This is a genomic window from Streptomyces tendae, from assembly GCF_014650435.1.
Taxonomy (GTDB): Bacteria; Actinomycetota; Actinomycetes; order Streptomycetales; family Streptomycetaceae; genus Streptomyces; species Streptomyces tendae.
Genome location: NZ_BMUY01000014.1, coordinates 47,970 through 64,072, shown reverse-complemented (window position 1 = coordinate 64,072; position 16,103 = coordinate 47,970). Strand labels below are relative to the sequence as shown.

The following is a 16,103-nucleotide window of genomic DNA, read 5'->3' as shown; positions in this document are numbered from 1 at the left end:
GGGCCGACACCCGGGACCGTACAGTGAGGCAGAATCGACACAGGTCGTTCATACGCGGCGGCCAAAAGATCACAGCTGCTCCACACCGACCCCGCAGTCAGCCTCACACCCCGACGCAGACCCGAAGGCCCAGGCCCCATGCCCCCCACGCTCGCCTCGCTCGTCCACCACTCGGCGCTCAAGCTGACCGTGCGCGCCGGCGAGGACCGCCTCGACGTGCCGGTGCGCTGGGCCCACGTCAGCGAACTCGCCGACCCCGTGCCCTACATGGAGGGCGGGGAGCTGCTGCTGATCACCGCCCTCAAGCTGGACGCCGAGGACCCCGAGGCGATGCAGCGGTACGTGAAGCGGCTCGCGGGCGCCGGAGTGGTGGGTCTCGGCTTCGCCGTCGGGGTCAACTACGACGACGTCCCCGAGGCGCTGGTGGCGGCGGCCCGGCAGGAGGGCCTGCCCCTGCTGGAGGTGCCGCGCCGTACCCCGTTCCTCGCCATCAGCAAGGCCGTCTCCGCCGCCATCGCCGCCGACCAGTACCGCGCGGTCACCGCGGGCTTCGCCGCCCAGCGCGAGCTGACCCGGCGGACCCTGGCCGACGGCCCCGAGGGACTGCTGGCCGCGCTCGCCGCCCAGGTCGACGGCTGGGCGGCGCTGTACGACGCCTCGGGCGCCGTCGTCGCCACTGCCCCGGAGTGGGCGGGCCGCAGGGCGGCGCGGCTCACCGCGGACGTGCAGCGGCTGCGCGAGCGCCCCGCGCCGGCCTCGTCGGTGGTCGGCGGTGCGGGGAACACCGAGCACCCCGAGAACGCCGACCGGGTCGAGCTGCACTCCCTGGGCACCTCCCGCAGACCCCGCTCCGCGCTCGCCGTCGGCACCGCCGCCGCCCTCGGCACCGCCGAGCGGTACGCCGTCCACTCCGCCATCGCCCTGCTGACCCTCACCACGGAACGCTCCCGCTCCCTGCACGAGGCCGGGCTGCGCATCGACGCGGCCGTGCTGCGCATGCTGCTGGCCGGTGAACCCGACCACGCCCGCACGGTCGCCGGGGACCTGTACGGCGGCCTGCTGGACGCGCCGTTCCGGATGATCGTCGCCGAGTCGCCCGCGGCCAGGAACAGGGCCGCCGCGGCCGCCGCACAGACCGCCGCCGGTGACGCGGCCCCGGAGACCGGCGGCGACCCCCTCGGCACCCTCGGCGCGCTCGTCGAAGTGGTGGAGTCCGCGGCGGCCCGCGCCGGCGAGGCGGTGCTGGTCGTGCCCGACGGGGAACGCCTGGTGGTGCTGGCCACCGACGGGGGCGCGGCCGTCGCCGCCTGCGTCGAGCACGCCTCCGCGCTGGAGGCCGCCCGCCCGGCGTCCGAGTCCCTCGCGAGCGGCGACGAGGAGAGCCTGGTCGTCGGTCTGTCGGCACCGTCCGGGCCCATCGCCGCGTCCGCCGCCTACAAGCAGGCCCAGCAGGCCCTTTCGGTGGCCCGCCGGCGCGGCCGCGTCTGCGTGGAGCACGAGCACGTGGCGGCCGGCTCGGTGCTGCCGCTCCTCGCCGACGACGCGGTGCGCGCCTTCGCCGACGGCCTCCTGCGGGCGCTGCGCGACCACGACGCCACCGGCCGGGGCGACCTGGTCGCCTCCGTGCGCGCCTGGCTCTCCCGGCACGGCCAGTGGGACGCGGCCGCCGCCGACCTCGGCGTCCACCGCCACACCCTGCGCTACCGGATGCGCCGGGTGGAGGAGATCCTCGGCCGCTCCCTGGACGACCCGGACGTCCGCATGGAGCTGTGGCTGGCCCTGAAGGCGACGGCCCCCGACTAGTCCCGGGCACCGACGGCGGTCCACTCAGCCCGTCCGGCGTTCGAGGACGAGGCCCGTCCAGGGCCGAAGCGGGGGTCCGGGGCGGCAGCCCCCCGGGGTCGGGACGGGAAGGGGCGGCGGGAGCGAAAACCGGAACACCCGCACACCCGCACACTCACACACCCGCACCTGGCCACACCGTCGAAGAACCCACCCCCACCACGACACCCCGGACAAACACGGGCCACCTCACCCCGCCCTACCGTGGACCCCGCACGGCGTACACACACCACACACCACCCCAACGCGGAAGGGCCGGGACTCGACATGACTTCCACCCACGCCTTCTGGCTCGCCGGCCGCCAGGCCACCGGCGAGTCCGACTTCGACGTCACGTCCCCCTGGGACGGCACCACCGTCGGCACGGTGAGCCTGCCCACCGACGCCCAGGTCGAGGAGGCCGTGGCCGCCGCGTACGCCGTACGGGACGAGTTCGCCGCCACCCCCGCCCACGTACGGGCCGCCGCCCTGGACCACGTCAGCCGCCGTCTGGTGGAGCGCACCGAGGAGATCGCCCGCCTGATCTCCGCCGAGAACGGCAAGCCGATCAAGTGGGCCCGCGGCGAGGTCGGCCGCGCGGTCTCCGTCTTCCGCTTCGCCGCCGAGGAGGCCCGCCGCTTCAACGGCGGCGAGGCCCAGCGCCTGGACACCGACGCGGGCGGCCAGGGTCGGCTGGCCCTCACCCGCCGCTTCCCCAAGGGCGTCGTCCTCGGCATCGCGCCCTTCAACTTCCCGCTGAACCTGTGCGCCCACAAGATCGCCCCCGCGATCGCCGCCGGCGCGCCCATCATCCTCAAGCCGGCCCCCGCAACGCCCCTCTCCGGCCTGATCCTCGGCGAGCTGCTCGCCGAGACCGAGCTGCCCGCCGGCTCCTGGAGCATCCTCCCGGTCCCGAACGACCGCATGCCCGCCCTGGTCCAGGACGAGCGCCTCCCGGTCATCTCCTTCACCGGCTCCGAGACCGTCGGCTACGCGATCATGGACTCGGTGCCCCGCAAGCACTGCACGCTGGAGCTGGGCGGCAACGGCGCGGCCGTCGTCCTCGCCGACTGGGCGAGCGACGAGGACCTGGACCGGGCCGCGGCGCGCATCGCGACCTTCTCCAACTACCAGGGCGGCCAGTCCTGCATCTCCGTGCAGCGCGTGATCGCCGACGCCGCCGTGTACGACCGGCTGCTGCCCCGTATCGTCGCCGCCGTCGAGGCCCAGGTCACCGGCGACCCGAACGACGACGCGACGGACGTCGGCCCGCTGGTCAGCGAGGCCGCCGCCGAGCGCGTGGAGACGTGGGTGCGGGAGGCCGTCGACGCGGGCGCGAAGCTCCTCACCGGTGGCAAGCGCGACGGCGCCTCCTACGCCCCGACCGTCCTCACCGAGCTGCCCGCCGACACCACGCTCGCCCACGAGGAGGTCTTCGGCCCGGTCCTCAGCGTGCAGAAGGTGGCCGGCGAGGCCGAGGCGTTCGCCGCCGTCAACGACTCCAAGTACGGCCTCCAGGCAGGCGTGTTCACCCACGACCTGCAGGCCGCCTTCCGGGCCCACCGCGCCCTGGAGGTCGGCGGCGTGGTCGTCGGCGACGTCCCCTCCTACCGTGCCGACCAGATGCCGTACGGCGGCGCCAAGCAGTCCGGCGTCGGTCGCGAGGGCGTGCGGTTCGCGATGGACGACTACACCTACGAGCGGGTGCTGGTCCTCACCGGACTCGCCCTCTGACGTTCCGGTCTCACCCGGCGTCGAGCTGGTGGTCCGCCCAGACGTACGTCTCGGGCAGCAGGTCCGCGACGGGGACCGCACGCACCCGGTCCCCGTCCCCGACGATCACCCTGAGCCCGGGGAAGTAGTCGAGCAGCACCTGACGGCACCGGCCGCACGGCGGGACGACCCCGCGCTCGCGGTCGCCGACGGCGACGATCGTCTCCAGCTCGTACACGCCCTGCGCGGCCGCCGCGCCGACGACGACCAGCTCGGCGCAGGGGCCGCCGGTGAAGTGGTAGGCGTTGACCGCCGTGACGATCCGCCCGTCCCGGGCGCGGGCCGCGGCCGCCATGGTGTGGTTGTCGCCCCGGCACCGGCTACGGGCCACGTGCGCCGCGGCCTCGATGAGTTCGTGGTCGACGGGGTGCGTCTGCGAGGTCATCGTCTGCGCCTTGTCAGCTGTCGGGCGGTGTCGGGCCGGGGCCGTCGGCCGGGCCCGCGCGCGCAAGTTCCGTTGCCGGCCGTGTGGTGTTGCCCTGCTGTTCGGTTGATCGGCACGCGCCTGCGGGATCGTACGCCAAATTGCCCCATGCCAAAGGACCGGATCGTTGGCACACGCCCGGAAAACCAAGCCCGACGAAGCGCTTCCCGCCTCCTTGATACGAAGGGAGGAAAGGCAGGCCGAAGCGGCACGGGCACCGGGCAACCCGCCCATGTCCACCGACGTCGCCATGAACTTGCAGCGGTTCGCCGGAAACCAGGCCGTGGCCCGCGTGGTCTCCAGCGGCCCAAGTGGCCGGGCGCACCCGGTCCAGCGTGCTTCCTCCGCGGAGCTCGACCACGCGGCCGGGCTGGCGGTGCCGCCGAAGAAGACCAAGGACCACGAGATCGACGACAAGGGCGACGTACGGCTGAACCCCCTGTGGGTGCCGCTGAGCGAGTTCAGCGGCCGGGACCTCGACAACAGCCCCGAGGGTGCGAAGTGGCAGTACGCCGTGACGGAGGACGGGGAGATCTCCCTGGGCAGTGAGGACGTCGCCTCGCTCATCCCCAGGGACCAGCTCGACCGGCTGCTCGCCGGCATGCGGACGAAGCAGCCTGGGCTGACCGCCGACGACCTGTCCGGCGGCCTGGAGAACATGGGCCACCCCACGATCGCGGCCCATTTCGACCAGGTGACCGGCAGGACCACGAGCAATCCCAAGGGCCGCGTCAGCGGCGAGTTGTACCGCATCGGCGGTGTCTGGACGCTCAATGACAAGTCCGGCCGGTTCATGGCGGAGAAGGTGCGGGGCAAGCCGCAGACAGAGGACCTGGAGCGGTGGCTGTCCGGCGTGGCCCAGCGGATCAGCAAGCAGACGCGTCGGCGTATCAGTTACCAGATCATGAAGCACTCCTGACCGGAACCGGAACCGGAACCGGAATCCGCAACCGGTCCGGGCGGCGAGTCGGGGGCCCGGTACCGGTAGTCACCGGTGCCGGGCCCCGCCCCCGTGCCGGACTCCTCCGGACCCTCAACCGGAGAAGCCGACGTGCGCGAGCCGCAGAGAGCCGCGCAGCCTGATGCGGAGATCGTGGACGCCTGCGGCGGTGAAGGCGGCGCCCAGGTCCACGTAGTCGTACGGTCCCGCGGTCGGCGCGTCCGGCGACAGCGGCGCCGTCCACGCGCCCCCGTCCAGCGCGACCTCGACCGAGCCCGCCCCCGCGACCGACACGGTCACCCCGGTCACCCCGGTACCGAAGTCGCAGTCGCGGTAGAGCAGTTCGCCCGTCCGTCCGGCGACCGCCGTGACCGCGTCGCCCACGACCTTCGTCCGGTCGACGATCTCCGTGCCGCTCTGCTCGTCGAAGTCGGCCGCCTCCACGCCCCGTGCGCCGACCGGGCGCGGCACGGCGGGCTCGCCGTCGAGCGTGACGGTCGTCGACAGGCGCACGTCCTCGCTGGAGGCACCCACCAGCAGGGCGTACGGCCCTGGCTCCAGCCGCCACCGGTCGTGCGCGACGTCCCAGAACGCGAAGGCGGACAGCGGGACCTCGAAGGAGACCCGGTCCGACGCCCCCGGGGCCAGGGTGAGCCGCCGGTGGGCCACCAGCTCGCGGCGCGGGCGCGGGACCGACGGGGTCTCGGCGCGGACGTAGAGCTGGGCCACCTCGTCGGCGGTCACCTCCCCGGTGTTGGTGACCGTGAAGGACACGGCCACCGCTCCGTCCCGCACCTGAGCCGTGAGGTCCCCGTACCCGAACGACGCGTAGGACAGGCCGTGCCCGAACGGGAACAGCGGCGTCCCCTCGAAGTACAGGTAGGTCTGGCGGCCGCCGATCACGTCGTAGTCGAGCAGGTCGGGCAGGTCGGCGTCGTCCGCGTACCAGGTCTGCGGGAGCCGGCCCGCGGGGGAGACGTCCCCGGCGAGGACCCGGGCCAGCGCGGTGCCGGCCGCCTGCCCGCCGTGCGCGGTCCACAGCACCGCCGGGAGCGTCTCGGCATCGACCGCGTACGGGTAGGCGGACACCAGCGCCAGCACGGTCGCCGGGTTGGCGGCGCGGGCCGCGCGCAGCAGCCGTTCCTGGTGGGCGGGCAGCCGCAGCGTCGTACGGTCCTCGGTCTCCCGGCCGTTGATGTGCGGGTCGTTGCCCGCGACCACGACGACCACGTCCGCCCCTGCCGCCACCCGTGCCACCGCGTCCCCGCCGCGCTCGGCGACGACCAGTTCGAAGACCTCGGCCTCCGTGTCCCCGGCGTCCGGAGCGGCAACCTTCACGCCGTCGGCGGCGACCTGGACGGGACGACCCGTTCCCACGTGCCTCAGGAGGTGACCGTCGTCATGGGGCTCCAGCCGGAAGGACTCCTGCACGATCCAGCCCCCGGGCTGGTCGGCGGAGGCGCGCACGAAGCCGTCCTCGGCCACGGACAGGTACCGGCCGTCGGGCGCGCGCAGGGTGAGCACGCCCTCGCCCCAGTCGACGAGCGCCAGTTCGGTGCCGACGGCGTCGGTGGTCAGGGGCGGCAGGTCGGTGCGGCCGGCCAGCAGGGCCGGGTCGAGGGCGCCCTCCGTGCCGTGCGCCTCGGCGGGGGAGCCGTCCGACGGGAGGACGTGCAGGAAGGCGCCGTCGGCCGTGCGCAGCCGGACCCGATCCACGCCCTCGGCGAAGCTCACGCGGTCGGCGCCGAAGCGCTCGTACAGGCCCTCCAGAGGAGTCGAGCGGTGGATGAGCGTGCCGCTGTACCAGTCGAGCTTGCACTCGTCGGCGAGCAGTCCGACGACGGCGACGCGGGTGTCGGTGGCCAGCGGCAGGACGCCGTCGTTCTTGAGCAGGACCACCGCCTGCTCGGCCGCCTCCCGCGCGAGCGCCCGGTGTTCCGGCGTGTCGAAGGCGTCGACGCCCGCGTACGGGTCGTGCTCCGGGTCGAACTCGCCGAGCCGGAAGCGGACCGACAGCTGACGGCGCACCGCCGCGTCCACGTCCGCCTCCGTCAACAGGCCCTGTTCCAGGGCGCCCCGCAGGCGCTCGAGGATGTGCGAGGAGTCGGTGCCGTGATCGGTGAAGCTGTCCACCCCGGCCCGCAGCGCGGCGGCGGTCGCTTCCTCGTGGCTGTCGAAGTAGTGCTCCGAGTCGACCAGGTTGGAGGGCGCCCCCGCGTCCGAGCAGACCAGGAGGTCGTCCTCCGTCCAGGCGCGCAGGTGCCGCCCGAGGTACGGGGAGAGGTGGTTGGGGCGGCCGTTGACCAGGTTGTAGGCCGGCATCACCCCGGCCACCGCGCCCGCCTCGACCGTCTCCCGGAAGGCCCGCAGGTCGTACTCGTGCAGGACGCGCGGGCGGACGGAGGACGAGGAGGTGTCCCGGTCGGTCTCGTTGTTGTGGGCGAGCCAGTGCTTGAGGACGGGCGCGGTGCGCCAGTACGTCGGGTGGTCGCCGCGCAGGCCCCGGGTGTAGGCGGTGGCGACGGCCGAGGTGAGCCTCGGGTCCTCGGAGTAGCCCTCCTCGTTGCGGCCCCACAGCGGGTGGCGCAGCAGGTTCACGGTCGGCGACCAGACGTTGAGGCCGACGCGCTCGTCGCGGGCGCGCATCGCCCGGGCCTCCTTGGACACCGCCTCGCCGACCCGCCGCACCAGCTCCTCGTTCCAGGTCGCGCCGAGCCCCACGGCCTGCGGGAACACGGTCGCCGGACCCATCCAGGCCACGCCGTGCAGGGCCTCCTGGCCGGTGCGGAAGGCGGCGATGCCGAGCCGCTCGACCGCGGGCGCGAACTGGTGCAGGAAGGCGGTCTTCTCGTCGAGCGTGAGCCGCGACAGCAGGTCGTCGACGCGCTTCGCGAACGGCAGTCGCGGATCACGGAACGGCGGCGTGGGTGCGGTCACCTGGGGGTCCCCTTGCAATGGTGCGGGCAGGACGTCGAAGCGCTTCGATGCTCCGTGCAGCCCCGGGTGGGTGTCAAGACACCCACCAATCTTGGGAACGACCCTTGTGTGCCCCGGGGGGTTAACTTAACCTCGCTGCAACATCGAAGCGCTTCGACAGGGCTTCGACACAACCGAGTTCAGTTCCCTCACGACACCGCAGCCGACGGCCACCGTCGGGTGTTTCGGTGTGCCACGAAGGCACGAAGGGTTGACGCACATGACGCCGAACGCCGCCTCCGGTCCCAGCCGGAGAAGTTTCCTCGCCTCCACCGCGGTCGCCACCGCGGCGGTGGCGGGAGGGGTGCCGCTGCTCTCCGCCTGCGGCGGATCCGACGGAGGTTCGCGCGACGGCACCACGTCGGGCAAGGACGCCCAGAAGCTGCTGCCGGCGTACGTGGCGGCGAGCGTGGTCACGCCCGACATCCCGAGCAAGAACGGCTCCGCGGTCGGCTTCACGAGCAAGCTCGACCTCGCGGACCTGAAGACCTCGGTGCCCAAGAAGCTCGGCAAGGGCGGCGAGGTCACGATCATGTCGCCGTTCTGGGGGTCCCCGCCCAAGGAGGACAACGCCTACTACAAGGCGATGAACGACCTCGTCGGTGTCGACGTGGTCTGGCAGAACCAGGACGGCAACACCTACGACCAGAAGCTCGGCGCGGTGCTCGCCTCCAGCGAGGTGCCGGACGTGGTGGTCGTGCCCGGCTGGAACATGACCGGCAAGATACCCAGCGCCATCATCGGCAAGTTCGCCGACCTCGGCCCCTACCTGTCCGGCGACGCGGTCAAGGAGTACCCGAACCTCGCCGCGATCCCCACCGACGCCTGGCGGCGGTCCATCTTCGGCGGCAAGCTGCTCGGCCTGCCGATGCCCTCCTCGTACGTGTCCGGCATCGTGCCGCTGTACCGGCAGGACATCTTCGAGAAGGAGGGCTACGAAGTCCCGCGCTCCTGCGACGAGTTCATGGCGCTGGCCAAGGACGCCACCAACGCCAGGGCCAAGCGCTGGGCCTGCCTGGACATGAAGTGGACCGCCTTCAACGCCTTCGGTGTGCTCTCCGGCAACGAGAAGTCGCTCGGCTGGAACCAGGTCGACGGCAAGCTGGTCTACCGCGCCGAGACGGACGAGTACCTCGAGGCGCTGGAGTGGACGCGCAAGCTGTTCGCCGCCGGGGTCGTGCACCCCGACGCCAAGCTCGGCAAGTCCAACGCCGCCGACCCCGGGCCCAAGTTCGCCGCCGGCGAGTTCCTCGTCTACAACCAGGACATCTCCCAGTGGTGGAGCCGCACCGCGGAACAGGCCACCCAGAACCCCGAGTTCAAGATCTGGGGCATGGACTTCTTCGGGCACGACGGCGGTGCACCCACGCTGTGGGCGCAGAACCCGGCCAGCATCTTCGCCTTCGTCAACAAGAAGGCGTCCAAGTCCGTGATCCGCGACGTGCTGGCCCTCGCCAACGTCACCGCGGCGCCGTACGGGACCAAGGAGTACATGGCCACCAACTACGGCGTCGAGGGCACCCACTACACCGTCAAGGACGGCGTGCCCACCAAGACCGACCAGGGCAACATCGACGTGATGAACGCCTACGTGATGGTGGCGAGCCCCGCGGCGACCATCGCCCACCCCGACTTTCCCGAGGTCGCCAAGGGGCAGGTCGAGTGGCAGCAGCGGACGGGCGCCGTCACCAAGAAGCCCACGTTCTACGGCATGCAGATCGTCGAGCCCGCCCGCTACACCAACCTCTCCAACGACTTCGAGCAGTTGGAGGACGACATCGTCCGCGGCCGCAAGAAGATCGGCGACATGCAGCAGGCCGTCTCCGACTGGAAGAGCAAGGGCGGGGACAAGCTGCGCGACTGGTACCAGAAGATCCTCGACGAGAACGGTCCGGCGGCCGGCTGACCAGGTACCGAGGCAAGGAGAACCACCGTGTCCCACAGCACGGTGCCTCGGACCAGGGCCGAGGCCGATGCGACCAAGAAGACCCCGGTGGCGTCCGGCGACGCCACCGGCCCCCGCGGGGGAAGACGGCGGCCGGGAAAGCTGAGCCTGCGGCTGCGGTTCCGCCGCGACCGCGTCCTGCTGCTGATGACACTGCCGGCCGTGCTGCTGGTGCTGCTCTTCAACTACGTGCCGATCCTCGGCAACGTCGTCGCCTTCCAGGAGTACGACCCCTACCTCTCCGACAACGGGGTCGTCTCCATCCTGCACAGCCCCTGGGTGGGCCTGGAGAACTTCCAGCGGATCTTCGAGGACTCCGCCTTCTGGAACTCGGTGCGCAACACCCTCGTGCTCTTCGTGCTCCAGCTCCTGCTGTACTTCCCGATCCCCATCGCCCTCGCGCTGCTCATCAACAGCGTGGTCAGGCCCCGGGTGCGGGCGATCTCGCAGGCCATCCTCTACCTGCCGCACTTCTTCTCCTGGGTGCTGGTCATCGCCGTCTTCCAGCAACTGCTCGGCGGCGCGGGGCTGCTCTCCCAGCTGCTGCGCGACCACGGGTACGACGGGCTGAGCGTCATGACCGACCCGGACACCTTCAAGTTCCTGGTCACCGCGCAGAGCGTGTGGAAGGACGCCGGCTGGGGGATCATCGTCTTCCTCGCCGCCCTCGCCTCGGTCAGTCCCGACCTGTACGAGGCCGCCGCGATGGACGGCGCGAACCGCTGGCGCCGCATGTGGCACGTCACGCTGCCCGCACTGCGCCCGGTGATCGCCCTGCTGCTGGTGCTGCGCGTCGGCGACGCCCTGACGGTGGGCTTCGAACAGATCCTGCTGCAACGCGACGCCGTGGGTCCCGGCGCCGCCGAGGTCCTCGACACCTTCGTGTGGTGGAACGGCGTGCGCAACCAGGACTTCGGCTACGCGGCCGCCGCGGGGCTCGTCAAGGGCGTCATCAGCCTCGGCCTGGTGCTGGTGGCCAACAAGGTGGCCCACCTCATGGGCGAGCAGGGGGTGTACAAGAAGTGACCGCCGTACCCGAAGCGACGGCCCGACGAGAAGCGACCGGCGCGAGCGGTCCGCCCGCGCCGCGGCCCCGCCCGTGGGCCGCCCCGCCCCGCCCCGTGTGGGAGGAGAAGCCCAGCCGGGCCGGACTCGCCGGCAAGGGGCTCGTGCTGCTCCTGGCCTGCCTGGGCATCCTGTTCCCGCTGTGGATCGTCGTCGTCACCAGCCTGTCCAGCCGCAGGTCCATCGACGAGGCCGGCGGACTGGTGATGATCCCCAAGGACATCACCTTCGTCGCCTACCAGGAGCTGCTCAGCGGCGGCCAGGTCACCCGCGCCGCCCTCGTCAGCATCGGCATCACGCTCGTCGGCACCCTGTTCTCCATGGCCGTGTCCGTACTGTGCGCCTACGGGCTCTCCCGCAGCGGCTCGCTGGGCCACCGCTGGATCCTCATGGTGCTGCTCGCCACCATGTTCTTCAGCGCCGGTCTCATCCCCACCTACCTGCTGGTGCAGTCCCTGGGCCTGACCGACAGCTACCTCGCGCTGATCCTGCCGAGCGCGATCAGCGTCTTCAACATCCTGGTGCTGCGCGGCTTCTTCATGGGCATCTCCCAGGAGCTGATCGACAGCGCCCGCATCGACGGCGCCGGGGACCTGCGCATCCTGTGGCAGATCGTCCTGCCGCTGTCCCACGCGGTCGTCGCGGTCATCACCCTCTTCTACGCCGTCGGCTACTGGAGCGCCTGGTTCAACGCCTCCCTCTACCTGAACGACCAGGACATGCTGCCCCTGCAGAACGTCATGATCCAGCTGGTGCAGAAGCAGGAGGCACCGGTCGGCCTCGGCCAGGCGATCAAGACCGGTGAACTGTCCGGGCTGGCCGTCCAGATGGCCGTGATGGTCATGGCCCTGCTGCCGGTCGCCGTGCTGTCGCCCTTCGTCCAGCGCCACTTCAAGAAGGGCATGCTCACCGGGGCGGTGAAGGGCTGATGCCGAACCTCGCCGACGTCACCGGCCGGCGCATCCTCTACGGCGGCGACTACAACCCCGAGCAGTGGCCCGAGGAGACCTGGCCCGAGGACATACGCCTGATGAAGGCCGCCGGCGTCAACTCCGTCACCCTCGGCGTCTTCTCCTGGTCCAAGCTCGAACCACGCCCCGGCGTCCACGACTTCGCCTGGCTGGACCGGCTCATGGACCTGCTGCACGAGGCCGGCATCGGCGTCGTCCTCGCCACCCCCACCGCCTCGCCGCCGCCCTGGCTCGGCCACCTCCACCCCGACACCCTGCCCCGCGACGCGGACGGCCGCACCGAGTGGTGGGGCGGCCGACAGCACTTCTCGCACTCCAGCACCGTCTACCGCCGACATGCCGCCGCGATCACCGAGGCCCTGGCCGCGCGGTACGCGACCCACCCCGCGCTCACCCTGTGGCACATCAACAACGAGTACTGCACCTACGACCACGGCGACGAGGCCGCCGCCCGCTTCCGCCGCTGGCTCCAGGACCGCTACGGCACCCTCGACGCCCTCAACACCGCCTGGGGCACCGCCTTCTGGAGCCAGGGCTACGGCGACTGGGCCGAGGTCGCCCCGCCCCGCCACGCCCACTACCTGAGGAACCCCAGCCAGGTGCTGGACTTCCGGCGCTTCACCTCCGACATGCTCCTGGAGTGCTACACCGCCGAGCGCGACATCGTCCGCCGCCACACCCCGCACATCCCGGTCACCACCAACTTCATGCCGCTGTGGTCGGGGCAGGACGCCTGGCGCTGGGCCGAGGAGGAGGACGTCGTCTCCGTCGACCTCTACCCCGACCCGCGCGACCCCTTCGGGGCCCAGGAAGGCGCCCTGGTCCAGGACATGACCCGCTCCCAGGCACGCGGCCCGTGGATGCTCATGGAACAGGCGGCCGGAGCCGTCAACTGGCGCGGCGTGAACCACCCCAAGCCGCGCGGCCTCAACCGGCTCTGGTCGCTCCAGGCGGTGGCCCGCGGCGCCGACGCCGTCTGCTACTTCCAGTGGCGCCAGTCACGCCAGGGCGCCGAGAAGTTCCACTCCGGGATGGTCGGCCACGCGGGTGAGTACGGGCGCACCCACCAGGAGGTCGTCCGGCTCGGCGCCGACCTCGCGCGACTGGGCCCGCACGTGGCCGGGCGCACGGTCGGCGCCGACATCGCCGTCCTGCACGACTGGCACGCCTGGTGGGCCGCCGACCAGGAGGCCCGCCCCTCCGCCCGCGTCGACCACGCGGACGTCCTGCGCGCCTGGCACCGCGCGCTGTGGCGGGGCGGGCTCACCACCGACTTCGCCCACCCGGAGGACGACCTCGCCCCGTACAAGGTCGTCGTCGTCCCGCAGCTCTACGCGCTCACCGACGCGGCGGTCGACAACCTCCTGGCCCACGTCCGCGGCGGCGGCACGCTGGTCTGCGGCTTCCTCACCGGCGTCGCCGACATGGACGACCGGATCAGGCCCGGCGGCATGGACGCCCGGCTGCGCGAGCTGTTCGGCATCCGCACCCTGCACGAGTGGTGGCCCCTGGACGCCGACGAGAGAGCCGACTGCGACGGCTTCCGTGGCACCCTCTGGTCGGAGGAGATCGAACCCGACGGCACCGCGTCCGAAACGATCCCCTACCGGGGCGGCGAGCTGGACGGGCTCCCGGCCGTCCTGCGCAAGGGCAGCGCCTGGTACCTCTCGACCCTCCCCGAGCCGGACGCGCTGCGCGACCTCCTCGCCCGCGTCGCCGCCGACGCGGGCGCCCACCCGGTGCTCGACGCCCTCCCCGCCGACGTCGAGGCGGTACGCCGGGGCGACCTGCTGTTCCTGCTCCACCACGGCCGCGACGCGGTCACCGTGGACGTCCCCGGCACCCACCGCGAGCTGCTGACCGACGCCGTCGTCACCGACCGCGTCACCCTGGGCCGCTACGGCGTCGCCGTACTGCTGGACCCGGAGCCGGCGTCATGAGTGGCACGCCCGTGCACGGCACCTGGGAGCCGGAGCCCGCCGCCCGCTGGGAGGACGCCTTCCTGAGCGGCAACGGCCACCACGGCGCCCTCGTGTTCGGCGATCCGGACACCGACCGGGTGATCGTCACCCACCACACCCTGGTCCGTCCCGGCGGCGACGACGGCCGGCGCCGCCCGCCCGCGCTCGCCGCCGCACTCCCCGCCCTCCAGGACCGCCTGCTGGCCGGCGACACCGCCGCCGCCGAGGACTTCACCGACGGCCGCCCGCTGCAATGGGTACGCCCCTTCCACCCGGCCTTCCAACTGCGCCTGAACCGACCGCCGGAGGGCGACACCCACGACACCCGCGCCCCCTACCGCCGCGCCGTCGACTTCACCACCGGCGAGACCACGGCCACCCGCGCCGGCTGGACCAGCCGTGTCTTCGTCTCCCGCGCCGACGACGTGATCGTCCAGCACGTCACCGCCCCGCACCTCACCCTCGACCTGTCCCTCGACCCGCGTCTCCCCGGCGCCCCCGCCGGGCTCCGCATCGGCCACGGGGCCGTCCTCACCCCCGAGGGAGCCCTGCTCACCCTGCGCGCCCGCTATCCCGGCAGCGACCTCGCCTACACCGGCGTCACCCTCGCCGCCGTCACCGGCGGCACCGTGAAGCTCGTACCGCCGGGCGTCCTCGTCGAGGGCGCCACCGAGGTGCTGCTGATGACCCGGGTCCACCGCCACACCGGCGAGCTGGACACGGTCGCCGAGAGCCGCGCCCTGCGCGACCTGCTTGACGGCGCCCCGTACCCGGCCTCGTACGACGACCTCCTCGCCCGGCACCTGGCCCGGCACCGCACCGCCTACGACCGCGTCACCCTCGACCTCGCCGCCGATCCCGCCGAACGCGCACTGCCGGGCTCGGCACTGCTCGCCGGGGCGGGCGGCCCCGCCCTGCTGGAACGGCTCTTCGCCGCCGGCCGCTACCACCTGCTCTCGGCGAGCGGCCTGCTCCCGCCCCGCCTCACCGGCCTGTGGACCGGCGACTGGAACACCGCCTGGTCCGGCGCCTTCACCACCAACGCCAACCTCAACCTCCAGACCGCCTCCGCCGCGGCCGCCGCCCTCCCCGAGGTCACCGAGGCCCACGCCGCGCTGGTCCACCGCCAGCTCCCGGACTGGCGGGACAACGCCCGCGAGATCTTCGGCGCCCGCGGCGTGGTCGCGCCCTCCCACACCGACGGCGAGTGCGGCCACACGTACCACTTCAGCCGTGAGTACCCCCTGCACCTGTGGACCGCGGGCGCCGACTGGCTGCTCAAACCGCTCCTCGACCACGACGAGACCCACGGCACCCCCGACCCGCGCACCGCCGCCGCCCTGGCCGAAGTCGCCCTGTTCTACGAGGACTTCCTCCAGCGCACCGACGACGGCGGCCACCTGGTCGTCGTCCCCTCCTACTCGCCCGAGAACCGTCCCGCGGGCGCGAGCTGGGGCACCCTGAACGCGGCGATGGACCTCTCCGCCGCCCGGCACGCCCTGCGCACCGCCGCCGACCACCACCCCGAGCACGCCGACCGCTGGCGCGCCCTCGCCGAGCGCCTCCCCGCGCACCGGGTCAACGCCGACGGCGCCCTCGCGGAATGGGCGTGGCCCGGCCTGGCGGACACCTACGACCACCGCCACCTCAGCCACCTCTACGGCGTCTGGCCGCTGGAGGAGATCAACCCGTACGACACCCCCGACCTCGCCGAGGCCGCCCGTCGCGCCCTCGCCCTGCGCGGCGCCGAGAACGACTCCGCGCACGGCCACCTCCACCACGCCCTGGTGGCCGCCCGCCTCCGGGACGGGTCCGGGGTCGCCCACGCGCTGGACCAGGTGCTCGGCGGCGACTACTTCCACGCGTCGCTGATGAGCGCGCACTACCCCCACCGCGACGTCTACAACGCGGACGCCGCGCACGCCCTGCCCGCCGTGCTCGTCGAGATGCTCGTACAGTCCACCCCCGACCGACTGGTCCTGCTGCCCGCCCTCCCCGCCTCCTGCCCGCAGGGCGAACTCAGGGGCGTACGGACCCGCTTCGGCGCCTCACTCGACCTCACCTGGACGGCAGACGGCCGCGCGAGTGCCCGCCTGCGCCCGGAGCGCACCCGCCGCGTCGAACTCAGGACCCCCTCCGGAGCCGAACCGCTCGACCTCGCCGCCGGGGAGGACCGCGTCATCAACGTGAAGGCGCGGTAGCACCAGCGCACGTCCCCCCACCCATG

At 72.7% G+C, this 16,103-nt stretch carries 10 protein-coding genes; 8 read left to right on the top strand and 2 right to left on the bottom strand.

The features are described from left to right. Positions 1-138: 138 nt before the first annotated feature. On the top strand, positions 139-1,803 hold the full coding sequence (locus IE258_RS31145; RefSeq protein ID WP_189749092.1) for a PucR family transcriptional regulator: 1,665 nt from the start codon (positions 139-141) through the stop codon (positions 1,801-1,803). Positions 1,804-2,109: 306 nt separating this feature from the next. After that, a complete protein-coding gene (locus IE258_RS31140; protein WP_189749090.1) occupies positions 2,110-3,555 on the top strand; it encodes an aldehyde dehydrogenase family protein in 1,446 nt (481 codons plus the stop codon). A gap of 10 nt (positions 3,556-3,565) precedes the next feature. Here the strand turns inward: IE258_RS31140 and IE258_RS31135 are convergent, their stop codons facing one another. Beyond that, a complete protein-coding gene (locus IE258_RS31135; protein WP_189749089.1) occupies positions 3,566-3,979 on the bottom strand; it encodes a cytidine/deoxycytidylate deaminase family protein in 414 nt (137 codons plus the stop codon). Between the two features lie 289 nt (positions 3,980-4,268). Here IE258_RS31135 and IE258_RS31130 point away from each other — a divergent pair, with 289 nt between their 5' ends. Beyond that, a complete protein-coding gene (locus IE258_RS31130) occupies positions 4,269-4,937 on the top strand; it encodes a hypothetical protein (RefSeq protein ID WP_189749087.1) in 669 nt (222 codons plus the stop codon). A 114-nt stretch (positions 4,938-5,051) separates the two neighbouring features. On the opposite strand, the gene IE258_RS31125 is transcribed toward IE258_RS31130, so the two are convergent. Continuing rightward, complete coding sequence (locus tag IE258_RS31125; RefSeq protein WP_189749086.1) at positions 5,052-7,895, bottom strand: glycoside hydrolase family 3 C-terminal domain-containing protein; 2,844 nt, start codon at positions 7,893-7,895, stop codon at positions 5,052-5,054. 259 nt (positions 7,896-8,154) lie between these two features. Here IE258_RS31125 and IE258_RS31120 point away from each other — a divergent pair, with 259 nt between their 5' ends. The 5 genes from IE258_RS31120 (at position 8,155) to IE258_RS31100 (ending at position 16,077) form a co-directional block, all read left to right on the top strand. Further along, positions 8,155-9,840, top strand: coding sequence for an extracellular solute-binding protein (locus IE258_RS31120; protein ID WP_189749085.1), 1,686 nt, complete (start codon positions 8,155-8,157; stop codon positions 9,838-9,840). A 27-nt stretch (positions 9,841-9,867) separates the two neighbouring features. Continuing rightward, positions 9,868-10,905 carry an ABC transporter permease gene (locus IE258_RS31115; protein ID WP_189749084.1) on the top strand — a complete coding sequence of 346 codons (1,038 nt, stop codon included), beginning with the start codon at positions 9,868-9,870 and terminating at the stop codon, positions 10,903-10,905. 95 nt (positions 10,906-11,000) lie between these two features. Next, positions 11,001-11,873: a carbohydrate ABC transporter permease gene (locus IE258_RS31110; RefSeq protein WP_229892530.1), complete on the top strand. Its 873-nt coding sequence runs from the start codon at positions 11,001-11,003 to the stop codon at positions 11,871-11,873. Beyond that, a complete protein-coding gene (locus IE258_RS31105) occupies positions 11,873-13,855 on the top strand; it encodes a beta-galactosidase (RefSeq protein ID WP_189749081.1) in 1,983 nt (660 codons plus the stop codon). Before IE258_RS31110 ends, IE258_RS31105 begins: the two co-directional genes overlap by 1 nt. Then, positions 13,852-16,077 (top strand): glycosyl hydrolase family 95 catalytic domain-containing protein, encoded by a 2,226-nt coding sequence (locus tag IE258_RS31100; RefSeq protein WP_189749079.1) that lies wholly within the window; start codon positions 13,852-13,854, stop codon positions 16,075-16,077. The genes IE258_RS31105 and IE258_RS31100 overlap by 4 nt, the downstream gene beginning before the upstream one ends. The last annotated feature ends 26 nt before the right edge of the window (positions 16,078-16,103 follow it).